A 22,087-nucleotide genomic window follows, 5' to 3' on the forward strand; every position below is an offset into this window, starting at 1 on the left:
GGATGTTGACGCTGGGTGGGGTGATTTTGTCGGAGCGCTGGACCACGGTTCTCGGCCGCACTTAATCCTTTGTGGCGAGGGAGCTTGCTCCCGTTGGGCTGCGAAGCGGCCCCGAGTTGCGACCGCTTCGCGCTCGAGCGGGAGCAAGCTCCCTCGCCACAGGAGTCTAAACCCCGGCAGCTTTCAACCGCGCCGCATGCTCGACAAACAACCGGACCGGCTCCGCCCCCTTCCCCACCAAACCCAACGACTGATTGACGATGTCGAAGTGATCCATCGGATACTCATCGCCGATCACTGTCCCCAGATGCGAGCTGTAACGCCCGACCATCCCGTCGCAATGCCCGACCTCCCGAACGAAGGTTCTGGCAAACAACCGACAACTGCGGTTGGTCCCATCAAACAGGTTTCGCCCGCGATCGGTCTTGCCCGGCTGCAAGGTCCCGGACCAGGAGTAATACCGCACGCCATTGACCTCTTCCGGCCCATGCCCGCCCCAGGTTTCAGGCAAGCCCTGTGGATAACGCTGGTTGAACAGCGCCACGCCTTCCGTCGTCAGTGAATGATGGGAGGCATGGATATCAACCGGCAATTTCGGCCCGCGATAACCAGTTTCCAGCAGGCTCATCAGCGCGCTGATCCAGCGCAGCAAAACGCTGAGCAAACGCCCCTTGGCGCTGTCTCCCGGATAGTGTTTGTGCAGGTAGTCCGCCAGCTCCGAACCGTGATTGGGTCCTGCCACCGACGTCACCGAAGCCACCAGCTCCGGGCGCTTGGCCGCGGCGTAACGGGCGGTGAGCGAGCCCTGGCTATGGCCGATCAGGTTGACCTTCTCGGCCCCGGTTTCGCGCAGAATCTCCTCGATCCGCGCCAGTAACTGCTCGCCACGCACTTCGCTGGAATTGAGCGGAGAAACCTGCACCGCAAACACCACAGCCCCACCGCGGCGCAACGCCGAGACGATCCCGTACCAGTATGGATAGAGCAGCAGACGGATAAACCCGAGCATTCCCGGGACCAGCACCAACGGATAACGCGTGGCGGAACCTTGCGACATGGGCGAACGTCCTTGTGATCGGTGAGGTGACGCAAGGCTGAAGGCAGGACATCAGCCAAGCATCGGCATCGAAGATGACAACTCGACGACCAGTCTATGACATCCCGCCCTACTTCAGCCCCACCACCCCCGCCACGATCAATCCGACCGACACCAGTTTGACCGCTGTCAGGCTTTCGCCAAGCAGCGCAAACCCGAGAAACACCGTGCCCAGTGAGCCAATGGCGGTCCAGATCGGGTACGCGATGCTCACCGGCAACTCGCGCATGGACAAGGTCAGGAAGTAAATCCCGGCCAGCGCCGCCACGACGGTGATCAGCGACGGCCAGAGCCGAGTGAAGCCTTCCGAGTACTTCATGCTCATGGCGAAAGTGATTTCGAACCCGGCGGCGATCAACAAAAAAAACCAAGGCATTTAAAACTCCCCTGCCAGCGCCAGCAGACGCTGTTCTGCCTCGGCGGCGCTGAGCTGAAAAGTCCGCTCGGCGGACTCTTCACCCTCGGCAGCGACCACCGTGATGTCGGTGATACCGATGAAACCCAGCGCCGTGCGCAACAATGGATCGGCGTGGTTCATGGCTTCCAGCTCACCGCCCGGTCCGAAACCGAACCCGCCGCGGCTGGTGACAATCAGGGCTTTTTTGCCCTGTACCAACGGCTGGTACTGAGCAATGCCATTGTCCAGGGTGTGGTTGAAGGTCAGCCCGAGCCGCACGATCTGATCTATCCAGGCCTTGAGGCCGCTGGGCACGCTAAAGTTATGCATGGGCGTGGAAATCACCAGCAGATCGTGGCCGAGCAATTCCCCCACCAGCTCATCGCTGAACGCCAGATCGGCCTGCATCGACAGCGGCCGCGCCTCGGGTTCGGGGTAAAACGCCGCCGCAACAAAAGCCTCGTTGACCGGAGGAATCAATGCCCGACCGACTTCACGACGGGTCAACTGCGACTGCGGGTGGCGGGCCTGCCAGGCCGACAAAAACACCTCGGCCAAGCGCCGGGAGTGGGAACGCTCGCCACGGGGGCTGGCGTGAATCGCAAGAACTGTGCTCATCTGAACCTCCTGAAGGACTACACTCGAATTGTTTATGGCCCGTAGCTTGATGCTCGTAGCCGCCTTCCTTCAAATGAGCAAAAGTCATTCAGGATGAATTTGTTTCATCCATGGAGTTCCCATGTTCGCCTCGCTGCCGCTAACCGCTTTGCGCGCCTTCGAATCCGCCTCTCGCTTGCTGAGCTTCAAGGCCGCCGCCGAAGAGCTCTCGGTGACACCCACAGCGATTTCCCATCAGATTCGCTCGCTGGAAAGCTGGCTCGGTATCGCGCTGTTCGAGCGATTGCCGCGACAAGTGCGTCTCACTGACGGCGGCGAACGCCTGTTCCAGAGTCTGCACGGTGCCTTGCTGGAAGTGGCACAAAGCGTCGATACCCTGCGCCCGCAACGCAGTGGCGCGAGCTTGACGGTCTCCACCATCGCCGCCTTCGCCGCACTGTGGTTGGTGCCGCGACTGGGGCGCTTCTATGCGCGGCATCCGAATATCAGCCTGCGGCTCGACACCCATTGCGACGTCATCGATTTGCATCAGGACGCCAGCGTCGATCTGGTGGTGCGCTACACACAAGACGACTACCCAAACCTTTATGGGCTGTGTCTGTTCGACGAATCCTTCGGCGTCTATGGCTCTCCCGAACAGGTGGCCCTGGCGGCCAGACGAGTGCCGACGTTGATTAGCGTTCGCTGGTGCAATTCAAAATTTTACGCATACGATTGGGAGGCCTGGTGCGTGAAGTCCGGCGAAACCTGGCTGGCCGGGCAACCGGTGGTGCGTGAGTACGACGAAGAGCATTACGCCCTGCAAGCGGCGATTGCCGGGCAAGGCCTGGTGCTGGCGAGCAATATTCTGGTGTCCGAGAGCGTGGCCAGTGGTTTGCTGGTGGCTTACAAGGGAGAGGTTCAGGTCGATGGTGCCGGTTACGCTGCACTGTGCGTACCGGGGCGCGAACGGCATCCGCCGGTCCGGGCGTTTTTTGCGTGGTTGCAGGAGGAAGCAGCGCTGTCGGGGCTATTGCCAAGATCGCGGCCTTCGGCAGTTCCGACGGTGGCGTCATAACAGACACCAACGAATTACTTGGTGGGTTTAACGGTCACGGGCGCCTTGCCGGCCTTCATCTGCTCCAGCAACGGTGCGCACTGATTCGGTTCGCCACCGCTCGGCGCCACCAGCGCCAGCAACCCCGCCGCCGGCGCCGCAATCACACCCAACGCCACCATCCCCGCCCCGCGCAGCATCAGCGGCACAGCCTTCACACCCGCATCAGGCTTGATGAACTTGCCCCGCACATACAGCGGCGAACGCAGCGAGATCAAGCGCCAGCCCTTGGATTCAGGGGTGATGGTCAGGTCCAGTTGCTCAGTCGCCATGTCGGCGGTTCCATCAATGTAGATGATCGCGTTTTCGGTATCGAAGACGAACAGGCGCGTGGTCGCCAGTCCGGTCTTGATGTCGAAGTCGGCGGCAGCGCAGTTGATCTTCACTTCCTTGTCGCCAAAGATCTTGCCCACCACATAGTTGCCGACGTTCAGCCCGGCCAGCTCCATTAACTGGCGGCTGATAGCGCCATCGTTAATCAGCATCTTCAGATTGCCATTGGCGGTGCCCAGCAGTTTGGCCACCGAGTTGCCACGACCGGTGATGTCGGCATCGCCATTGAGCTGGCCGAAACTGGTTTTCATCGGTTCAAAGGTCGGGAACAACTGCTTGAGTTTGAAACCGCGGGCGGTGAGCTTTGCCCGGCCTTCCAACGGTTCGGTTCGGCCATTGAGGTGAATCTGAGCATCCAGGTTGCCGCCAGCCACGCCGAAGCGCAGGGGTTCAAGGCTGAGCATGCCGTCAGTGAGTATCAGGTGGGTGTAGAGATCGTTGAGCGGCAGTCTTTCGCTGTGGACGATGCGCTGGCCGGTGAACTCGACGTCAGCGTCCATATCGCGCCAGCGCTCGGTTCTGAACTCTTCAACGGGCAATACCTTGTCGGCCGGCTGCTTGCTTTCGCCGCCACGGGCCTTTTGCTTGGCGTTGGAATCGGCACCGATCAGCGGGGCCAGGTCGGCAAACAGCAGTTGATTGGAAACCAGCGAACCACTCAGCTTCGGACGCGGCTGGCTGGCGACATAGACCAGGCTGCCATGGATGTCGCTCTGACCGATCTTGCCGTTGAATTCCTCGTAACGGAATACCGCCCCGTCCGCTTCATGCAGCTTGGCGATCAAGTGCCCGTCAGTCTCGTACGGCGGTGTGTCCGGCAGGGTCACGCCGGTCAGCGGGTAGAGATTGCCCAGGCTGGTGCCGGCCAGTTTCAGGCGCAAGTCGAGGGCGCCGAGGTTCAGTGGATCGGTGAGTGTGCCGGCCAGTTCGACGTTGGTGTCGGCGATTTTCACTTGAGCCTGAAGCGGGAACGGTCTGGCCGCGTCCTGCAAGGCCAGCAGGCCGCCGACCTTGCCTTCTCCATCGAGTTTCTGTCCGTGGTATTGGCCTTTGACCTTCAGCGCGAACGCATAATCCTGCGGCGCAGCACCCTTCTCCGTCGCGGTTTTCGCGGTTTTGTCACCGACGATGTCACTGAACGGAATCGGTTTGCCCAGCGGGTCGATGATCAAGTCGAGCTGAGTTTTCAGGCTCTGGTCGTCGAGGGTGACGTGGCCTTTGTCGAAGCCGATCGCTCCGATGTCCACCACCCAGCTTGAAGGCTCGGCGTTCGGGTCTTTCGGATCGAATTTGAAGGTCCAGTTGGCTCGACCATCGGCAAGGCGCTGGAGGTCGGCATTCGGTTCGGTCAGGTCGATGCGCGGGATCACCACGCGCTGCGCCAGCAAGGCCAGCGGCGAGATGCGCAACTCGACACGCTTGAGGGTGACCATCTGCGGCTTCTTCGACCAGTCCGGGTTACCCAGGCTCAAGTCCTGCGCCACGACATGCGGCCACGGCACCCAGGCACGCCAGCCGCCCACGTCGGGTTCACGTTGCCAGACCACCGCGAGGTTGCCGTTAATGGCAAACGGGCGGTGCAGCTCCTCGGAAACTTTGGCGTTAAGCGGTGGTTTGATCCGGTTCCAATCGAAGAACGCGATGATCACAACCAGTACGGCCAGCAGGACAACCAGGCTGGCGAGGGTCCAGGTAAAAATTTTATGAGTGCGCGTCATTGCACAGGGCTCCTGATACGACTGAGCGCCCTGACTGCGACGCACGTTTGAAACGTTAGGCCAGAACCGGCCTGCCATGGAGTCTAGGACTGGAAAATAGCGCGCAGGTTTAGCCGAAATGCCGCTTAACGCTCAAATAATCGGTCGGCGACAGGATGCGTTACCGGACCCGCACTGTTGCAAGGCGCAAGTGAGTGGAAAATACCCATCTCAGCGCAAAAACGTCCGCCGGAAACGCCCGTTCTAGAGCCATTTCACGGAACAATCAATTCTGTTGATTATTACCATTGCGTTTATGAACTTTTATATCGACTTATCGAGAGTAGCATTGCCCTCGTACCCACTTTATCGCCCTCCCCCGGAGCACCCAATCATGAAACGCCAATTACTGCTTAGCCTTACCCTCTCGATGCTGGCCAGCACTGCTTTCGCGCTGCCAGCTGCTGACCAGGCCACGCCGCAAGTGAAATCCACCCACTCGGTGTTCAGCCAAACTGTCGCCGAAGGTGGCAATGATCGCCTGAAAGAAAAAGGCCTGATCACTCAGGATGGTTCGGACCGTACTCCACAAGGCCAAACCCTGGCTGCTGACGGTTCCGATCGCACTCCACAAGGTCAAACCCTCGCTGCTGATGGTTCCGATCGCACTCCACAAGGCCAGACCCTGGCTGCTGATGGTTCCGACCGCACCCCACAAGGCCAGACCCTGGCTGCTGATGGTTCCGATCGCACTCCACAAGGCCAGACCCTGGCTGCTGATGGTTCCGACCGCACCCCACAAGGTCAAACCCTCGCTGAAGGTGGTGGTGACCGTGTCATCGAACGCAACAGTGCTTTGAGCTAAGCCTATGGCGGCCCTGAAAAAAAGCCCAATCCCAAGATTGGGCTTTTGACGTTATAGATGCCTCACTCCCCCGCTTGATTCCCCGATAGTCATTCGACGCCGGCAAAGCCGATTTGCTAGAGTGCGTCGCTGTCTTATCCAGAAAACACCCTTGCGATGCTGCCCCGCGCCGAACAGAAACAACAGACCCGCAACGCCCTGATGGACGCTGCCCGCCACTTGATGGAATGCGGCCGAGGATTCGGCAGCCTGAGCCTGCGCGAAGTCGCCAGAACCGCCGGGATCGTGCCCACCGGTTTCTACCGGCATTTCGCCGATATGGATGAACTGGGCCTGGTGCTGGTGAGTGAAGTCGGTCAAACCTTCCGCGAAACCATTCGCCTGGTGCGCCACAACGAGTTCGTCATGGGCGGCATCATTGACGCCTCGGTGCGGATCTTTCTCGACGTGGTCACGGCCAATCGCTCGCAGTTCCTGTTTCTCGCTCGCGAACAGTATGGCGGCTCACTGCCGGTGCGACTGGCCATCGGCCGTTTGCGCGAAGACATCAGCTCGGACCTGGCGGCCGACTTGTCCTTGATGCCGAAACTGCAACACCTGGACATCGCCGGTCTGAGCGTCATGGCCGATCTGATTGTTAAAAGCGTGTTCGCGACTTTGCCGGACATCATTGATCCGCCGGCGCAGGCGTTGCCTGAGCATCTGACGCCGCAGGCGAAAATCACTCAGCAGTTACGCTTTATCTTTATCGGGTTGAAGCATTGGCAAGGACTCGGCAGTACCGAGTAATCCTCTTTTTTTGTGCGCCGCAAATTGGTGCGAGTAGCTCTGCACCGCACCAAATTCATCCAAATAGCCGCAAAGCCTAGTAGCCAGCACTGAGCACTGACAGGCATTTCCCACGTATCACCCGATTGGCAAGCCCCTTGCTCTAGCCTAAGCATTGTCCATTGCTGGAAGCCTTCCGATGCTGGTGATTCATCGCAGAATCGACCCTCAACCCGTCTGGGCCGCCGAGTTGCACCTGACCTTCGAAGCCCGGAGCAAAAGCCGTTTGCGCTGTTTCAGTGCCGAGGGTGAAGACGTCGGGTTGTTTTTGGAGCGCGGTCAGCCACCGCTGTACGACGGCGAATACCTGCAAGCCGAAGACGGGCGCATCGTCCGCGTCTGCGCCCGGGCCGAACAACTGCTGCACGTCACCTGCGCCAATGCTTTCGAACTGACTCGCGCCGCCTATCACCTCGGCAACCGCCACGTCGCCCTGCAAGTTGGCGATGGCTGGTTGCGCCTGCTCGACGACTACGTGCTCAAGGCCATGCTCGAACAGCTTGATGCCAAGGTCGAGAACATCGAAGCGCCGTTCCAGCCGGAACACGGCGCCTACGGCGGCGGCCATCACCATTCGCGTCACGGCGATGAGGACTTCAACTACGCGCCGAAACTGCACCAGTTCGGCGTGCGGCTATGAACCCAGCCTGGGCGCTGTTGCGCCTGGCCAGTCCGCAGTTGCCGATTGGCGGCTACAGCTATTCCCAAGGCCTGGAAATGGCTGTGGATAACGGTCGGGTGAATGATTCTGACAGCGCCCGTCGCTGGATCAGTGATCAGTTACTGCTGAATCTGGCGCGTTTCGAAGCGCCGCTGTTGCTCGCGCATTGCGTGGCCGCCTCTGATGAAAACTGGGGTGAATTGCTGCAACGCTGCGAAGAACATCGCGCCAGTCGGGAAACCCGCGAGCTGCATCAGGAAAGTCGGCAGATGGGTTATTCGTTGCAGCAACTGCTCAACGGTTTGCCTGAGCTTGATGCGCCGGCCCGCGCCTTTCTTGAACAACGCCCCGAACCTCATCTGGCCCTTGGCTGGGCACTGGCCGCTCGCGCCTGGAATATCAGCCCGCAGGACGCACTGGCGGCGTGGCTCTGGAGCTGGCTGGAAAACCAACTGGCGGTGCTGATGAAAACCCTACCGCTGGGCCAGCAAGCCGCGCAACGCCTGACCAGCGAACTGCTGCCGCTGCTGCAAGAGGCTCAGCAGAACGCCACCCGAATCAACCCCGAACACTATGGCAGCGCTGCATTTGGCCTGTCCCTGGCGTGCATGGCCCATGAGCGCCAGTACAGCCGTCTATTCCGTTCCTAGGGCCTGTTATTTTGGAGAATCACATGAACACACAACCTCTGCGCGTCGGCATCGGCGGCCCGGTCGGTTCCGGTAAAACGGCCCTGACTTTGGCTCTTTGCCTGGCCCTGCGCGACCGCTACAACCTGGCGGTGGTCACCAACGACATCTACACCCGCGAAGACGCCGACTTTCTGGTGCGCAACGAAGCCCTGGCGCCGGAGCGGATCATCGGCGTGGAAACCGGCGGCTGCCCGCACACGGCGATTCGCGAAGACGCTTCGATCAACCTCGAAGCCGTGGACCAACTGAACCGCCGCTTTCCGGGGCTGGACCTGATCCTTGTGGAGTCCGGTGGCGACAACCTGTCCGCCACCTTCAGCCCGGAACTGTCCGACCTGACCATTTATGTAATCGACGTCTCGGCCGGCGACAAGCTGCCGCGCAAGGGTGGGCCGGGGATCTGCAAATCGGATCTGCTGGTGATCAACAAAATCGACCTCGCGCCATTGGTGGGTGCGTCGCTGGAACTGATGGACAGCGACACCAAGCGCATGCGCAACGGCAAGCCGTTCGTTTTCAGCAACCAGAAAACGGGTCTGGGCCTGGAAGAGATCATCGCCTTTATCGAACGCCAGGGCCTGCTGACAGCGGCGTGAACACGATCAACTTTTATCAACAAGGAAGCTTATCCATGACACTTAAACGCATTCTGGGCGCCATTGCCCTGCTGCTGACCCCGGCCATCGCCTTTGCCCACCCGGGGCATGGCGACAACGGTTTGATCGCCGGTATCAGCCACCCGGTCGGTGGCCTCGATCACTTGTTGGCGATGGTTGCGGTCGGTTTGTGGGCGGCACAACAGAAAGGCGCTGCACGCTGGGCGCTGCCGAGCACATTCGTCGGCATCATGCTGATCGGCGGGTTGCTGGGGTTTGAAGGGCTGAACCTGCCGGCGCTGGAGAGCGGGATTGCGGCGTCGGTGCTGGCGCTGGGTCTGGCGGTGGCTTTGGCCGTGCGTCCGCCGTTGAGCCTCGCCGTTGCGGCAACCGCTTTGTTTGCGCTGTTCCATGGGGTGGCGCACGGACTGGAGTTGCCGCAGATGTCGAGCCCCTGGGCGTATGCGGCGGGTTTTGTAGCGGCGACGGCTGCGCTGCATGGATTGGGTTACGCCGTAGTGCGGGTGTTGCCGCAAGCGGCAGCGCCGTTGGTTCGACTGGCGGGTGCGGCCTCGGCGGCGACTGGCGTGTGGTTGTTGACGGGCTGATTTCTTTATCGCCTGTGATGGCCTCATCGCGAGCAGGCTCGCTCCCACATTTGTCCTGTGTACACAACTCCACTGTGGGAGCCGAGCCTGCTCGCGATAGCGGTCTGACAGACACCGCATCTCTCCGGCCGGCCTCTCTGCTAACATATCGCGCAATCAACCCTGCCGTGACGACGCCAGCCAATGCCGCCTGTTTCCCGCTCTGCTTCCCAGCCTGAATTGACCACTCTGTTTGCCTCGGTGCAACAGCACTTCCAGGACGTAATCGTGCCGCTCTGGCAAGGTCCCGGCTGGAATGCCGACATGGCGCTGCCCTATGAGGCGCTGGACGCCGAGCACCAACCGCTGCCGCCCCAACGCTACCGCGCCATGGCCTGCGCGCGGCAGCTTTACCTGTTTTCCAGCCTGATCGGCCAGGTTCCTGCCGCCGAAGAGCGCGCCGCAGCGCTGTTCCGTTCCCTGCAGCAGCATTTCCACGATGCCGAGCATGGCGGCTGGTTCTATAGCGTCGACCCGCACGGTGCTCCGCTGGATCAGCGCAAAGACCTCTACACCCACGCCTTCATCCTGTTCGCCTGCGCCCATTACTGGGACAAAGTCCGCGAACCGCTGGTGGAATCGGTGCTCAACGCCGTACTGGAAGTGGTCGCGCAGCGCTTTGCCACGGGCGACAGCCTGTACGAAGCCAGCCTCGACCGTGACTGGTCCTCGCTCGAGTCCGGGCCGCTGCAAAATCCCCTGATGCACTTGGCTGAAGCCTTCCTCGCCACGCTCTCGGTGCGCAAAGACGTCGCCGTGCAAGACGCGCTCGTCGAGTTATGCACAGCGATGCAGAAGCGTTTTATCGACCCGCAACACGGTGTGTTGATGGAAAAACCGCTGGACGCTGTGGATAACTGGTTTGAACCGGGACATCAGTTCGAATGGTATTTCCTGCTGGAATCGTCTTCGTTACTGCGCGGTTCGACACTGCATGCTGCTCTGGAACGCGCCTTTGCGCTCACTGAGCAACTGGGCGTCGATCCGCAAACCGCCGCAGTGCGGGCGTCGCTCGATCTGGATGGCCGTCCCAAGGATGCCACCCAACGCATATGGGCCCAGGCTGAATACCTGCGCGCTCTGACCTTGCGTCCGAACAGCGAAGGTTCGGTACAACGCCAGTTGCAGGCGTTGCAGCAACACTTTCTGCATGTGGGCGGATGGTATGAGTGTCGGGATGAAAATGGCGATGTCAGTCGCAAGGACATGCCGTCGACCACGCCTTATCACTTGGCAACCTGTTATCGCGGATTGGTCGAGTATCTCGGCTAAGTCCTCTGTGGCGAGGGAGCTTGTCGGATCGCCGCACCGTCCCGCTGGGCTGCGAAGCGGCCCTAAAAAAGGGACTGCTGCGCAGTCCAGCGGGAGCAAGCTCCCTCGCCACAATTAAGCCTTGCCAGCATTACGCTCAATCGCAAACCCGCTCCACGTCTGGCTCACCGGCATCAGCTCCAGGCTGTTGATGTTGATGTGCGCCGGGGCATTGAGCACCCAGAAAATGGTGTCGGCGATGTCTTGCGGCTGGATCGGCTCGGCACCGGCGTAGGTCGCGTTGTAACGTTCCTGGTCACCGGCGAAACGCACCAGTGAGAACTCGCTTTCGCACAGGCCCGGCTCGATATTGCTGACCCGCACGCCTGTACCTTGCAGGTCGCAGCGCAGGTTCAGGGAGAACTGTTTGACGAACGCCTTGCTCGCGCCATACACGTGGCTGCCCGGGTACGGGTAGTTGCCGGCGATGGAGCCGAGGTTGACGATGCCGGCGCCACGACCGTGAGCAATCAGGCGGGGCAACAACAGACGAGTGCTGTACATCAGGCCTTTGATGTTGGTGTCGACCATGGTGTCCCAATCGTCGAGATCGCACTTGGGCGCCGGGTCAACACCCAGGGCCAGCCCGGCATTGTTGATCAGACCGCGCAGTTTGGCGAAGGACGGCGGAAGGTTGGCAATGGCCTCCTCCATGGCCTTGCGATCACGCACGTCGAGCACCAGGCCATGGACCTCGGTCTGCTTCGACAACTCGGCGCACAGCGCATTGAGGCGTTCTTCACGACGGCCGGTCAGCACCAATTTCCAGCCGGCTTCGGCAAAACGACGGGCGCAGGCTTCACCAAAACCGGAGGTCGCGCCGGTAATAAACAGGGTGTTGGACATCGTGTTCTCCTTGCTTCGGCTGATCGGCAGCCACTGGAATAGAAAATCAGCAGCCAGCATGCCCGGCCTTGCCCACAGCGGCAACTACCGCAGAAGCTGTACAAAAAACGATCAAACGCTGCCGGACCTTGCCCGCCGTGGCTCTCAGCCATGTGCGCGCACCTTATCCACAGGCCGGTCCACAGATTCCGGGGGCAAGTGGAAAAGCTGTAAGCCGCTGTGCACAAGGCTTTGCGGGCAAATTGGAAATTTTTTTGCTTGACCCTGGAACGTCGGCTGTGTAGCCCATGGCATTTTGCACGATTGACCGGTCATACCGACGATGGCGCCAAGCCAGTAACTACGGCCTTCAGCCGAGTCTTTCCAGAGTTTAACCACAGACTTATCCACAGGCCACTCCACCCTGTTTCGTCCCGTTTTCGTCATCAACAAAAAGGTTGACAAAGCCCCCTCGCGGTCATGCAAAAACGCCTGATCAAAAAACAACCACAACTCTGCAAGCCACGGTTTCAAAGGCTTTCAGCCAGCTACTCCCACGTTATTCACAGCCAGCTCCACAGCAAACGGGGACAAGTCAAAACCGTGACAAAACAACTATTTGCAGCGGCTTTATGTCGCGCTTTGAGAGCTTGTGAATATTGTTTTCCACAATTTCAAAAAACCTTTATCACCGGCATAAAAAAACGCCCTGACGTGGATGCGTCAGGGCGTTTTTTTATGTGCTCAGCGGTTTAGTGGCCGCCGAGATAAGCGTTACGCACTTCCTCGTTAACCAGCAGCTCCTTGCCGGTGCCAGTGATACGGATCTCGCCGTTGACCATCACATACGCCCGGTCCGACAGTTTAAGGGCGTGGTTGGCGTTCTGCTCCACCAGGAAGATCGTCATGCCGGTTTTGGCCAGTTCCCGCAGGGTCGCGAAGATCTGTTTCACCACAATCGGCGCCAGACCCAGGCTCGGCTCGTCAAGCAATAGCAGTTTCGGCCGGCTCATCAGCGCACGTGCGATGGCGAGCATTTGCTGCTCGCCGCCGGACATGGTCATGGCCCGCTGGGTGCGCCGCTCTTCGAGTCGCGGGAACAACTCGAACATGCGTTGCATGTCTTCCTTGGCGTACTTGTCACCGATAGGGATGGTGCCCATCAGCAGGTTTTCCTCGACGGTCATGTCGGGGAACACCCGCCGGCCTTCCGGCGATTGAGCGATGCCGTTGGACGCGATGTAGTGGGATGACTTGTGAGTGATATCCACACCCTGATAGATGATCTGCCCATCCGCCGCCCGCGGCTGACCGAAAATCGACATCAGCAGGGTCGATTTACCGGCGCCGTTGGAGCCGATCAGACTGACCGTTTCACCTTCATTGATGTGCAGCGAGACATTCTTCAGGGCCTGGATCGGCCCGTAAAACACATCCAGATCCTTCAGTTCGAGGATGGGTTGGCTCATAGCACCACTTCCTCTTCATCGGCGCCTAGGTAGGCCGCAATCACTTTCGGATCGTGTCGGATGTCGTCGGGGCCGCCCTCGGCGATGACGATGCCGTGGTCCAGCACCACGATGTGGTCGGAAATGCTCATTACCATACCCATGTCGTGTTCGATCAGCACCACGGTCAGATCGTGCTCGTCGCGCAGCAGCCGGATCATCGCGCTAAGCGCTTCGGTTTCCTGAGGGTTGAGGCCGGCGGCCGGTTCGTCGAGGCAGATGATCTGCGGCCGGGTGCACATGGCCCGGGCAATTTCCAGACGGCGTTGCTGACCGTAGGACAGCTCACCGGCCAGGCGGTTGGCGCAGTCCACCAGGTCCACCACTTCCAGCCAGTAGAACGCGTGGTCCAGCGCATCGCTTTCGGCTTTGCGGTAACCCTTGGTGTTGAGGATTCCGGCCAGCATGCTGCGGTTGACCCACATGTGTTGGGCCACCAGCAGGTTTTCCAGCACCGACATTTCCTTGAACAGGCGAATGTTCTGGAAGGTCCGCGCCAGGCCGGCACGGTTCACCAGATGAGTGCCGCCGAACATCTTGTAGTGGAGCCGGCTGATGAAGTTTTTCGGCGATACAAAATCAGTCGCCTTGAACGGTTCACCCAGCATTTTGATGACATCGGTCCGCTCGCCACGCACGTTGAGTTCGATCTTGCCGCCCGAGGCCTTGTAGAACCCGGTCAGACAGTTGAACACGGTGGTCTTGCCGGCGCCGTTGGGGCCGATCAGGGCGAAGATCGAGTTGCGCTTGACCTTCAGGCTGACATCGTTCAACGCCTTGATGCCGCCGAAGTGCATCATCAGCTTCTCGACCGAGAGTACGACTTCGCTCATGGCGCTACTCCTTTACGCGGGGTCACACCGGTACGGCTGATCCGAATCAGGCCGCGCGGTCGCCAGATCATCATCAACACCATCAGGATGCCGAACAGCAGCACGCGATACTCCGCGAACCCACGCAGCAGTTCCGGGGCGACGGTCAGCACGAAGGCCGCAATCACCACGCCGATGGTCGAGCCCATGCCGCCGAGTACCACGATGGCGAGGATCAATGCCGATTCGAAAAAGGTGAACGAGGTCGGGTTGACGAAACCTTGGTAGGTGGCGAAGAACACGCCGGCCAGACCGGCCGTCGATGCACCGATGGTGAACGCCGAGAGTTTGACCAGTACGTGGTTCAGACCCATGGAGCGGCAAGCGATTTCGTCTTCACGCAAGGCTTCCCAGGCGCGACCGACCGGCATGCGGGTCAAGCGGTGCTTGATGTGCAATACGGCCAATACCACCAGGAACAACACCGCGTAGATGAAGTAGTACTTCACGTCCGGGTTGTAGGCGATGCCAAAGAACTCATGGAACGGCACCCCGCCCTCTTTCGCCCTTTTGCCGAACTCGATGCCGAAGAAGGTTGGCAACGGAGCGGCCATGCCATTCGGGCCGCCAGTCAGGGACAACCAGTTATTGAGGATCAACCGGATGATTTCACCGAAGCCCAGAGTCACGATCGCCAGGTAGTCACCGTGCAGGCGTAATACCGGGAAACCGAGGATGCAACCGGCAAGGCCGGCGGTGATCGCCGCCAGCGGTAGCACCGTCCAGAAGCCCAGACCGAGGTATTGGTAACCGAGCGCCAACCCGTAGGCACCGATGGCGTAAAACGCCACGTACCCCAGGTCGAGCAAACCGGCCAGGCCGACCACGATGTTCAGCCCCAGGCCCAGCAGTACGTAGATCAGCCCGAGGATGACCACACCCAGCAGGTAGGAGTTGGAGAAAAACGGGAACACCACAGCGACGACAATCAACACCGGGATGATCCAGCGCAACCGGGTTTTATAGTCAGGCGGCAGTACATGAACGCCGGAGCCGGTGCTTTCAAAGCCTTCAAGAATTTTCAGGCCCTTGGAGGTTTGCAGGAACAGGCTCAAGGCAAAGCGGCCGGCCATGACGATGGCGACAATCCACGCCACCCGGGTCGTTTCCAGGTTGAAGCCATAGCCGTCGAGGACGATGCCGACAATCGGGCCGAACACAATCAGGGCCACAAGGCCGGCAAGAATCGCGTCAACCAGGCTTCTTTTGAGATCAATGGTTTTTTTAGTGGTTGAAGACATCGCTTACACCTTCGACACAAGAGGACGGCCGAGCAGGCCTTGAGGCCGAAAGACCAGAACAAGAACGAGCAGCGAGAAGCTGAAAACGTCTTTGTAGTCCGAGTTCACCAGACCTGAGAACAGTGATTCGGAGATCCCCAGAATAATCCCGCCAAGCATGGCGCCAGGCAGCGAACCGATCCCGCCGAGTACCGCGGCAGTGAACGCCTTGATGCCGATCACAAAGCCTGCGTAGAAGTCGAACGTGCCGTAGTTCATGGTGATCAGCACGCCGGCCAGGGCCGCCATCGCTGCACCGATGATGAACACATAGGAAATCACCCGGTCGGTGTTGATCCCCAGGATCGAGGCCATCTTGCGGTCTTGCTGGGTGGCGCGGCACATGCGGCCGAGCTTGGTGTACTTGATGACGTAGGTCAGCAGGCCCATCCCGACAAATGCGGCGATCAGAATGAAGATCTTGGTGTAGGTGAGCTGGACGAAGCCGCTCCCGACTTCAACTCGCCATGCACCGGTCAGCAGTGTGGGCACGCCTTGTTGGCGGGCGCCCTGGGCGATCTGTGCATAGTTTTGCAGGATCAGGGAAATACCGATGGCGCTGATCAGCGGTGCCAGTCGTGTGGAGTTGCGCAACGGTTTGTAGGCGACGCGCTCGATGACCCAGCCATACACCGCCGTGACGATGATGGTGAAGACCAATGTGCCGAGCATCAGCAGAGGGAAGGATTCAATACCGAAGTAAGCCAGCAGAGCCAGACTGATTGCCGCGAGGTAAGCGGAAATCATGTAAACCTCGCCGTGGGCGAAGTTGATCATGCCGATGATGCCATAGACCATTGTGTAGCCGATGGCGATCAGGCCATAGACCGACCCGAGGGTCAGGCCGTTGACCAGTTGCTGCAGGAAAATACCATCCATAACGCAATCTCACGCATTTGAGAGACTGCACAGAAGCCGGGTACGACGGACCGGGGTTCAGCCGCCGGCGCAACACGGTTGTGTGCAGCTCTACGAGAAAAGACAGGTACTGCACGGACATGTTGATTGATGGCCCGGCGCACAAGGCGCCGGGCAATCAGCAGTTCATATCACTTCTGTTTTTCCAGTTGGTGGTATTTGCCGTCCTTGTCCCACTGGTAAACCACGTAGTCGGAGATTTTCAGGTCGCCCTTGGCGTCCCAGGTTTTCTCGCCCATCACGGTTTGGACCTTGTTGGCTTTCAGCCATTTGGCTGCGTCGTCGCCCTTGTTGGACTTGGCGCCATTGAAGGCAGCCGCCAGGGTCTGGACCGAAGCGTAGGCGTACAGGGTGTAGCCTTCAGGCTCGGTGCCTTTTTTGCGGAACTCATCCACTACCGTCTTGCTGTCTGGCAGCAGGCGCGGGTCGGCGCCGAAGGTCATGTACACGCCGTCAACGTTCTGCGGACCACCGGCGGTGGTCACCAGTTCGTCGGTCACGATGCCGTCATCGGACATGAACTTGACGTCTTTGAGGCCCTGTTCACGCAGTTGGCGAACCAGTGGACCGGCTTCCGGGTGCAAGCCACCGAAGTAGACCACGTCGGCACCGGCCGCACGGATCTTGGTCACCACGGCGCTGAAGTCTTTCTCGCCGCGGGTCAGGCCTTCGTACAGCACCGGCGTGACGCCGCGCTTGACCAGTTGCGCCTTGGTGGCGTCCGCCAGACCTTGGCCGTAGGTGTCTTTGTCGTGCAGGACCACGACTTTCTTGCCTTTGAGCACGTCGACGATGTAGTCGCCGGCCACGATGCCTTGCTGGTCGTCACGACCGCACATACGGAACATGGCAGCCAGGCCGCGCTCGGTAACCTGTGGGTTGGTGGAGCCTGGAGTGATTGCGATGATGCCCGCTTCGTCGTAGATCTCCGAAGCCGGGATGGTCGAGGAGGAGCAGAAGTGACCGACTACGCCAGCGACTTTCTGGTTGGTCAGGTCCTTGGCGACCGTCACAGCCTGTTTCGGTTCGCAGGCGTCATCGCCTTTGACCAGTACGATTTTTTCCCCGTTTATGCCGCCCGCTGCGTTGACCGCATCGGCCGCAGCCTGTGCACCCTTCATGTACTGCTCGCCAAATGCCGCGTTGGCGCCGGTCATCGGTCCCGCCACACCGATTTTCACATCAGCCTGTGCAAACGCAGAAACACCCAACGCAGTTGCCACTGCGAGGGCCAAAAAGCCTTTTTTGTAAAACGTCTGGGACATGAGGTGGTGCTCCAAGGTTTTTTTTTAGTTGGCACTGCGACTTCCTGAATGCTCAGAGCAAGGGCCGTGCCATCGGTTTTTTATTCTGAAAAAAGTCGCTGCTTTATTGTTATTTCGACTGTTTCGATCCCATTTTCATTGGGTGTGCAACCGTCTAAACCGCGGAAGGTGAAACCATTTATTTTTAAAGGCGCAACCCGAGCGCGCCATCATTGCAACCGCGGCGCCAAACGACGTGCAACCAGCCTGTAACAACATGCGTCACCGAAGTGCACACTGCTGGTGCGCAACTGCTACAACCCGCACCTTTTACAGGCTAGACGCTGCGCGAAAAAGCGCCGCTTTCAGCAACAAATTTCAACAATCAAATAACGATCCGCAGGCACTGGCCTGCGTGATACAGCGAGAATCCGGCCTCGTACAAACAGCTGCGTAACCCCACGCCCGCCAGTGGCTGCATGGGCGCAAAGGGAATCGGCAGTGCTTGAGGATTTCCGTTACACAGATAATCGGCAAAGGCTTTGCCGACGACAGTGCCAGTAGTGACGCCCCGGCCGTTGTAACCGGTGACTGCCACTAAACCGGGCGCTGGCTCGAACAAACGCATCAAATGATCGGGGGTGAAGGCGATGCAACCGGTCCAGGTGCACTCCCATTCCACCGGTTTGAGATAAGGAAAATAGTGCTGTTGAACCCGGTCGGCCCAGGCCTTGAGAAACCAGGTCGGTTTCTGATTGCCATTACCGAGACTGCCGAGCAGCAGACGGCCATCCTTATCGCGACGAACACTGCTGAGGACCTGGCGGGTATCCCAGGAACCCTGGCCACCCGGGAGAATTTGCTGCGCAGCCTCTTCGGTCAGCGGGACCGACGCCACTTGATAGTAATAACCGGGGAAGAAGTTACGCCGCAATTCCGTCCAGTCACCTTCGGTGTAGGCGTTAGAGGCAATCACGACTTGCTCGGCAAGCACCGAACCCTGAGCGGTTTGTACTGACCAGCGTTGGCCTTGACGTTCGAGGCGGGTCACCGGTGAATGATCGAACAACTGACCGCCGAGGCCGATGGCCGCTTTGGCCAGCCCCGTCGTGTAAGCCATTGGGTTGATCGTGCCGGCACGTCGATCGAGCAGTGCGGCGGCGATCTTTTTGGTACCCGTCGCTTGTTCGCAGGCTTGACCGGTCAGCAGTTCCACCGGCGCGCCACGACGTTTCCATTGTTCTTCACGACTGCGCAAGTCCGCTTCGCCACGGGCGTTGTGTGCCATGTGCAACGTGCCTTCACGGCGTAACTGGCAATCGATGTTGTACTTATCCACCAGGCTGAACACCAAGGACGGCGCCGCACCCAGCATGCGGTTGAGCTGACTGCCGACCGCCTCGCCGAAACCGGCTTCGATCTCGTCCGGTGGAATCCACATCCCGGCATTGACCAGCCCGACGTTGCGCCCCGATCCACCATGACCGGCGCGATGGGCTTCCAGTACACAAACAGTTTTGCCTTTTTCCAGCAGATGCACCGCCGCCGACAGCCCGGTGAAACCGGCGCCTATGACGCAGACATCGACCGTCACCTCGCCCTTGAGCGCCGCGTTGTCAGGCCTTTGCGGCGTCAGTTTTTCCCACAGACATTCTTCGCGTAACGGCATTGCCAGACTCCAACAGAAACCTAACAGATACACAATTCAAGTGTGGGAGCGGCTTGCTCGCGAAAGCGGTATGTCAGTCACCATCAATGTCGACTGACAGATTGCATTCGCGAGCAAGCCCGCTCCCACAGGGGCATTACGTTCGACTCAAGTTTTAGTCGAACGTAATGCCCTGAGCCAACGGCAACTCCAGCGAATAGTTCACGGTGTTGGTCTGACGGCGCATGTAGCCGCGCCATGCATCGGAGCCGGATTCACGACCGCCGCCCGTTTCTTTCTCACCGCCAAACGCCCCGCCGATTTCCGCGCCGCTCGGGCCGATGTTGACGTTGGCGATGCCGCAGTCACTGCCCACCGCCGACATGAACTGCTCGGCTTCACGTACGTCAGTGGTGAAGATGCACGAGGACAAGCCTTGTGGCACGGCGTTGTTCAGGCGAAGCGCTTCGGCGAAATCCTTGTAACCGACCACGTACAGAATCGGCGCGAAGGTTTCGCTGCAGACCACATCGCTCTGCTCCGGCATTTCGACGATGGCCGGCGAGACGTAATAAGCGTTAGGGAACTTGTCTTCCAGTTGACGCTTGCCGCCGAACACCCGGCCGCCTTCGCTCAAGGCCTGCTCAAGCGCGTCCTGCATGTTTTCGAAGCTGTGCTTGTCGATCAGCGGGCCGATCAGGTTGCCTTCCAGTGGGTTGCCGATACGCACTTTGGAGTACGCGGCTTTCAGGCGGGTGACGATTTCTTCTTTCACCGATTCATGCGCAATCAGGCGACGCAACGTGGTGCAACGCTGACCGGCAGTGCCGACGGCGCTGAACAGGATTGCTCGTACGGCCATGTCCAGATCGGCGCTTGGGCCGAGGATCATTGCGTTGTTGCCGCCCAGTTCCAGAATGCTGCGAGCGAAACGTGCTGCGATTTTCGGTGCTACTTCGCGGCCCATGCGGGTGCTGCCGGTGGCGCTGATCAGCGCGACACGCGGGTCATCGACCAAGGCTTCGCCGGCATCGCGACCGCCGATGATCACTTGGCTCAGGTGCGGAGGTGCATCGCTGAAGTTCTTCAGTACGCGGTCGAACAGTGCCTGGCAGGCCAGGGCGGTCAGTGGAGTTTTCTCCGACGGTTTCCAGATCACCGGGTTGCCGCAGACCAGCGCCAGCGCGGTGTTCCAGGCCCAGACCGCAACCGGGAAGTTGAACGCACTGATGACGCCAACGACGCCCAGCGGGTGCCAGGTTTCGCGCATGTGGTGGCCAGGACGCTCGGAAGCGATGGTCAAGCCGTACAGCTGACGGGACAGGCCGACGGCGAAATCGCAGATGTCGATCATTTCCTGAACTTCACCCAGACCTTCCTGAGTGATCTTGCCGGCTTCCCAGGACACCAGCTCGCCGAGGTCGGCCTTGTATTCGCGCAAGATATCGCCCAGTTGGCGGACCAGTTCGCCACGGCGCGGCGCCGGGACCTTGCGCCACAATTCGAACGCATGATCTGCACGACTGATGTGCTGCTCGACTTCAGCGGCCCCTTCCCAGTTCACGGCGGCGATCTGGCTGCCATCGATCGGCGAATGTACCGGCACTTTGCCGTTCTGGTACAGGGCCGGGTTCACACCAAGACGATCAAGCAATGCGGCAACCATGGGTCACTCCTCAAGCAAAAAACAGAAAACGTGCAGCCGGATTGATTCGGCTGGTGAGGCCTGTAGTTTTAGCGCTCCCGACGTTACCCAACAAACGACCTTTAAGAGAGATATCATTCCGTTTATTCATGCTGCGAATTGCTGGTAAGTAAGAAACAAGAAAAAGGACAACCAATGCTGAATAAACGCTACTTGCCGTCGATCACCGCGCTGCAGTGTTTTGAGGCCGTGACCCGACATTTGAGCTTCACCCGGGCGGCTGAAGAGCTGAACCTGACCCAGAGCGCCGTCAGCAAACAGGTCGCGCAACTCGAAGAATTGCTGCAGCACCTGCTGTTCCGCCGGGTGCGCCGACGCCTGCAAATGACCCCGGCCGGTGACTTGTACCTGGTGGAGGTACGAAAAATCCTCACGCAGGTCGAGATGTCGACCCACTACCTGCGCTCCTACGGCGGTGAAACCGAAGTCCTGCGCGTCTCGACGCCCCCGACCTTCGGCGCGCGCTGGCTAGTACCACGCTTGAAAGGCTGGCGCCTGCGCCATCCCTCGATCCATCTGGACCTGTGCAGCGAGCAGGAAGCCGACGATCTGCTGCAAGGTCGCAGCGACCTGGCGTTCTACTTTGGCCAGGGCTCACGCCCCGGCACTGAATGCCTGAAGCTGTTCGGCGAAGAGCTGGTGCCGGTCTGCGCACCGGGCAGCCTGCCGAACACGCCGTTCACCGATCCTACGCAACTCACCGACCTGGTCCTGCTGCAAAACGCCTCCCGGCCCCAGGCCTGGCACGACTGGTTCGACAGTCAGGGCTACCACACCGAACACAGCTACCACGGCCCACGTTTTGAGACCTTTTACATGTGCATCCGCGCAGCCCAGGTCGGCTGCGGTGTAGCGCTGTTGCCGCGTTTTCTGGTGGAAGAGGAATTGGCCGACGGCAAACTGGTCATACCCTGGCAGCACGCAATGCCCAGCACCGATGCCTACTACCTGGCGTATCCGGAGCATTCGGCGGAAGTGCCCAAGGTGCGGGATTTCGTGAAGTGGATGCTGGAGCAGATTGACAGTCCCACATCCACCGATTAACCCCTGTAGGAGCTGTCGAGTGAAACGAGGCTGCGATCTCTTGATCTTAAAAGCAAAATCAAAAGATCGCAGCCTCGTTTCACTCGACAGCTCCTACACAGTGACTCGTCGATACAAAAATCACTGGCAATTTCCACTACTGATATGCGCCACTAGCCCCATTCATTGAAACAGCTGCAACGTCGCTGCCACGGGCCGCGGCCAGC

At 59.6% G+C, this 22,087-nt stretch carries 21 protein-coding genes; 9 read left to right on the forward strand and 12 right to left on the reverse strand.

Features of this window, described 5'->3' with window-relative positions; translation table 11 throughout:
* Positions 1-166: 166 nt before the first annotated feature.
* The 3 genes from KGB23_RS15825 to KGB23_RS15835 form a co-directional block, all read right to left on the reverse strand.
* Entirely contained in the window at positions 167-1,057 is an 891-nt protein-coding gene (locus KGB23_RS15825) for an esterase/lipase family protein (RefSeq protein WP_223431755.1), read from the reverse strand.
* A gap of 109 nt (positions 1,058-1,166) precedes the next feature.
* Complete coding sequence (locus KGB23_RS15830; RefSeq protein WP_223431756.1) at positions 1,167-1,472, reverse strand: DMT family transporter; 306 nt, start codon at positions 1,470-1,472, stop codon at positions 1,167-1,169.
* Positions 1,473-2,111 carry an FMN-dependent NADH-azoreductase gene (locus KGB23_RS15835; protein WP_223431757.1) on the reverse strand — a complete coding sequence of 213 codons (639 nt, stop codon included), beginning with the start codon at positions 2,109-2,111 and terminating at the stop codon, positions 1,473-1,475.
* A gap of 121 nt (positions 2,112-2,232) precedes the next feature.
* Here KGB23_RS15835 and KGB23_RS15840 point away from each other — a divergent pair, with 121 nt between their 5' ends.
* Positions 2,233-3,168 (forward strand): LysR substrate-binding domain-containing protein, encoded by a 936-nt coding sequence (locus KGB23_RS15840; RefSeq protein ID WP_223431758.1) that lies wholly within the window; start codon positions 2,233-2,235, stop codon positions 3,166-3,168.
* A gap of 14 nt (positions 3,169-3,182) precedes the next feature.
* Here KGB23_RS15840 and KGB23_RS15845 read toward each other — a convergent pair whose 3' ends face one another.
* Positions 3,183-5,258 carry an AsmA family protein gene (locus tag KGB23_RS15845; RefSeq protein WP_223431759.1) on the reverse strand — a complete coding sequence of 692 codons (2,076 nt, stop codon included), beginning with the start codon at positions 5,256-5,258 and terminating at the stop codon, positions 3,183-3,185.
* 373 nt (positions 5,259-5,631) lie between these two features.
* Between KGB23_RS15845 and KGB23_RS15850 the strand changes: the two genes are divergently transcribed.
* From KGB23_RS15850 to KGB23_RS15880, 7 genes are all read left to right on the forward strand, one after another.
* Positions 5,632-6,102 (forward strand): hypothetical protein, encoded by a 471-nt coding sequence (locus KGB23_RS15850; RefSeq protein ID WP_008157373.1) that lies wholly within the window; start codon positions 5,632-5,634, stop codon positions 6,100-6,102.
* A 156-nt stretch (positions 6,103-6,258) separates the two neighbouring features.
* Complete coding sequence (locus KGB23_RS15855) at positions 6,259-6,891, forward strand: TetR family transcriptional regulator (RefSeq protein WP_046044801.1); 633 nt, start codon at positions 6,259-6,261, stop codon at positions 6,889-6,891.
* A gap of 178 nt (positions 6,892-7,069) precedes the next feature.
* Positions 7,070-7,570 (forward strand): urease accessory protein UreE, encoded by a 501-nt coding sequence (gene ureE / locus KGB23_RS15860; RefSeq protein ID WP_223431760.1) that lies wholly within the window; start codon positions 7,070-7,072, stop codon positions 7,568-7,570.
* A complete protein-coding gene (locus KGB23_RS15865) occupies positions 7,567-8,241 on the forward strand; it encodes an urease accessory protein UreF (RefSeq protein WP_223431761.1) in 675 nt (224 codons plus the stop codon). The genes ureE and KGB23_RS15865 overlap by 4 nt, the downstream gene beginning before the upstream one ends.
* A 23-nt stretch (positions 8,242-8,264) precedes the next feature.
* Entirely contained in the window at positions 8,265-8,879 is a 615-nt protein-coding gene (gene ureG / locus KGB23_RS15870) for an urease accessory protein UreG (RefSeq protein WP_008157381.1), read from the forward strand.
* Positions 8,880-8,914: 35 nt separating this feature from the next.
* Positions 8,915-9,487, forward strand: a complete 573-nt coding sequence (locus KGB23_RS15875) for a HupE/UreJ family protein (RefSeq protein ID WP_223431762.1) — start codon at positions 8,915-8,917, stop codon at positions 9,485-9,487.
* Positions 9,488-9,670: 183 nt separating this feature from the next.
* Positions 9,671-10,798 carry an AGE family epimerase/isomerase gene (locus tag KGB23_RS15880; RefSeq protein ID WP_223431763.1) on the forward strand — a complete coding sequence of 376 codons (1,128 nt, stop codon included), beginning with the start codon at positions 9,671-9,673 and terminating at the stop codon, positions 10,796-10,798.
* 114 nt (positions 10,799-10,912) lie between these two features.
* On the opposite strand, the gene KGB23_RS15885 is transcribed toward KGB23_RS15880, so the two are convergent.
* The 8 genes from KGB23_RS15885 to KGB23_RS15920 all read right to left on the reverse strand — a co-directional run bounded on the left by KGB23_RS15885 (position 10,913) and on the right by KGB23_RS15920 (position 20,798).
* Positions 10,913-11,683, reverse strand: a complete 771-nt coding sequence (locus KGB23_RS15885; RefSeq protein ID WP_046044806.1) for an SDR family oxidoreductase — start codon at positions 11,681-11,683, stop codon at positions 10,913-10,915.
* Positions 11,684-12,414: 731 nt separating this feature from the next.
* A complete protein-coding gene (locus KGB23_RS15890) occupies positions 12,415-13,131 on the reverse strand; it encodes an ABC transporter ATP-binding protein (RefSeq protein WP_095127372.1) in 717 nt (238 codons plus the stop codon).
* On the reverse strand, positions 13,128-14,003 hold the full coding sequence (locus KGB23_RS15895) for an ABC transporter ATP-binding protein (RefSeq protein WP_008153377.1): 876 nt from the start codon (positions 14,001-14,003) through the stop codon (positions 13,128-13,130). The genes KGB23_RS15890 and KGB23_RS15895 overlap by 4 nt, the downstream gene beginning before the upstream one ends.
* Entirely contained in the window at positions 14,000-15,283 is a 1,284-nt protein-coding gene (gene livM, locus KGB23_RS15900) for a high-affinity branched-chain amino acid ABC transporter permease LivM (RefSeq protein WP_150656612.1), read from the reverse strand. The genes KGB23_RS15895 and livM overlap by 4 nt, the downstream gene beginning before the upstream one ends.
* Before the next feature lie 3 nt (positions 15,284-15,286).
* Positions 15,287-16,201, reverse strand: coding sequence for an ABC transporter permease subunit (locus KGB23_RS15905; RefSeq protein ID WP_008153375.1), 915 nt, complete (start codon positions 16,199-16,201; stop codon positions 15,287-15,289).
* A 170-nt stretch (positions 16,202-16,371) separates the two neighbouring features.
* Positions 16,372-17,505 (reverse strand): branched-chain amino acid ABC transporter substrate-binding protein, encoded by a 1,134-nt coding sequence (locus KGB23_RS15910; RefSeq protein ID WP_223431764.1) that lies wholly within the window; start codon positions 17,503-17,505, stop codon positions 16,372-16,374.
* A gap of 364 nt (positions 17,506-17,869) precedes the next feature.
* Positions 17,870-19,153 carry an NAD(P)/FAD-dependent oxidoreductase gene (locus tag KGB23_RS15915; RefSeq protein ID WP_223431765.1) on the reverse strand — a complete coding sequence of 428 codons (1,284 nt, stop codon included), beginning with the start codon at positions 19,151-19,153 and terminating at the stop codon, positions 17,870-17,872.
* A gap of 154 nt (positions 19,154-19,307) precedes the next feature.
* Entirely contained in the window at positions 19,308-20,798 is a 1,491-nt protein-coding gene (locus tag KGB23_RS15920) for an aldehyde dehydrogenase family protein (protein ID WP_223431766.1), read from the reverse strand.
* Between the two features lie 174 nt (positions 20,799-20,972).
* Here KGB23_RS15920 and KGB23_RS15925 point away from each other — a divergent pair, with 174 nt between their 5' ends.
* Positions 20,973-21,881 (forward strand): LysR family transcriptional regulator, encoded by a 909-nt coding sequence (locus KGB23_RS15925; RefSeq protein ID WP_223431767.1) that lies wholly within the window; start codon positions 20,973-20,975, stop codon positions 21,879-21,881.
* Positions 21,882-22,087 lie beyond the last annotated feature (206 nt).

Origin of the sequence: Pseudomonas sp. GL-B-26 (assembly GCF_019947405.1) — a bacterium.
Lineage (GTDB): Bacteria > Pseudomonadota > Gammaproteobacteria > Pseudomonadales > Pseudomonadaceae > Aquipseudomonas.

What these genes read in the sequence shown, in the direction of transcription:
- KGB23_RS15825 (WP_223431755.1), bottom strand. Translation starts at nt 1,057, where the DNA reads ATGTCGCAAGGTTCCGCCACGCGTTATCCGTTGGTGCTGGTCCCGGGA.
- KGB23_RS15830 (WP_223431756.1), bottom strand. Translation starts at nt 1,472, where the DNA reads ATGCCTTGGTTTTTTTTGTTGATCGCCGCCGGGTTCGAAATCACTTTC.
- KGB23_RS15835 (WP_223431757.1), bottom strand. Translation starts at nt 2,111, where the DNA reads ATGAGCACAGTTCTTGCGATTCACGCCAGCCCCCGTGGCGAGCGTTCC.
- KGB23_RS15840 (WP_223431758.1), top strand. Translation starts at nt 2,233, where the DNA reads ATGTTCGCCTCGCTGCCGCTAACCGCTTTGCGCGCCTTCGAATCCGCC.
- KGB23_RS15845 (WP_223431759.1), bottom strand. Translation starts at nt 5,258, where the DNA reads ATGACGCGCACTCATAAAATTTTTACCTGGACCCTCGCCAGCCTGGTT.
- KGB23_RS15850 (WP_008157373.1), top strand. Translation starts at nt 5,632, where the DNA reads ATGAAACGCCAATTACTGCTTAGCCTTACCCTCTCGATGCTGGCCAGC.
- KGB23_RS15855 (WP_046044801.1), top strand. Translation starts at nt 6,259, where the DNA reads ATGCTGCCCCGCGCCGAACAGAAACAACAGACCCGCAACGCCCTGATG.
- ureE (WP_223431760.1), top strand. Translation starts at nt 7,070, where the DNA reads ATGCTGGTGATTCATCGCAGAATCGACCCTCAACCCGTCTGGGCCGCC.
- KGB23_RS15865 (WP_223431761.1), top strand. Translation starts at nt 7,567, where the DNA reads ATGAACCCAGCCTGGGCGCTGTTGCGCCTGGCCAGTCCGCAGTTGCCG.
- ureG (WP_008157381.1), top strand. Translation starts at nt 8,265, where the DNA reads ATGAACACACAACCTCTGCGCGTCGGCATCGGCGGCCCGGTCGGTTCC.
- KGB23_RS15875 (WP_223431762.1), top strand. Translation starts at nt 8,915, where the DNA reads ATGACACTTAAACGCATTCTGGGCGCCATTGCCCTGCTGCTGACCCCG.
- KGB23_RS15880 (WP_223431763.1), top strand. Translation starts at nt 9,671, where the DNA reads ATGCCGCCTGTTTCCCGCTCTGCTTCCCAGCCTGAATTGACCACTCTG.
- KGB23_RS15885 (WP_046044806.1), bottom strand. Translation starts at nt 11,683, where the DNA reads ATGTCCAACACCCTGTTTATTACCGGCGCGACCTCCGGTTTTGGTGAA.
- KGB23_RS15890 (WP_095127372.1), bottom strand. Translation starts at nt 13,131, where the DNA reads ATGAGCCAACCCATCCTCGAACTGAAGGATCTGGATGTGTTTTACGGG.
- KGB23_RS15895 (WP_008153377.1), bottom strand. Translation starts at nt 14,003, where the DNA reads ATGAGCGAAGTCGTACTCTCGGTCGAGAAGCTGATGATGCACTTCGGC.
- livM (WP_150656612.1), bottom strand. Translation starts at nt 15,283, where the DNA reads ATGTCTTCAACCACTAAAAAAACCATTGATCTCAAAAGAAGCCTGGTT.
- KGB23_RS15905 (WP_008153375.1), bottom strand. Translation starts at nt 16,201, where the DNA reads ATGGATGGTATTTTCCTGCAGCAACTGGTCAACGGCCTGACCCTCGGG.
- KGB23_RS15910 (WP_223431764.1), bottom strand. Translation starts at nt 17,505, where the DNA reads ATGTCCCAGACGTTTTACAAAAAAGGCTTTTTGGCCCTCGCAGTGGCA.
- KGB23_RS15915 (WP_223431765.1), bottom strand. Translation starts at nt 19,153, where the DNA reads ATGCCGTTACGCGAAGAATGTCTGTGGGAAAAACTGACGCCGCAAAGG.
- KGB23_RS15920 (WP_223431766.1), bottom strand. Translation starts at nt 20,798, where the DNA reads ATGGTTGCCGCATTGCTTGATCGTCTTGGTGTGAACCCGGCCCTGTAC.
- KGB23_RS15925 (WP_223431767.1), top strand. Translation starts at nt 20,973, where the DNA reads ATGCTGAATAAACGCTACTTGCCGTCGATCACCGCGCTGCAGTGTTTT.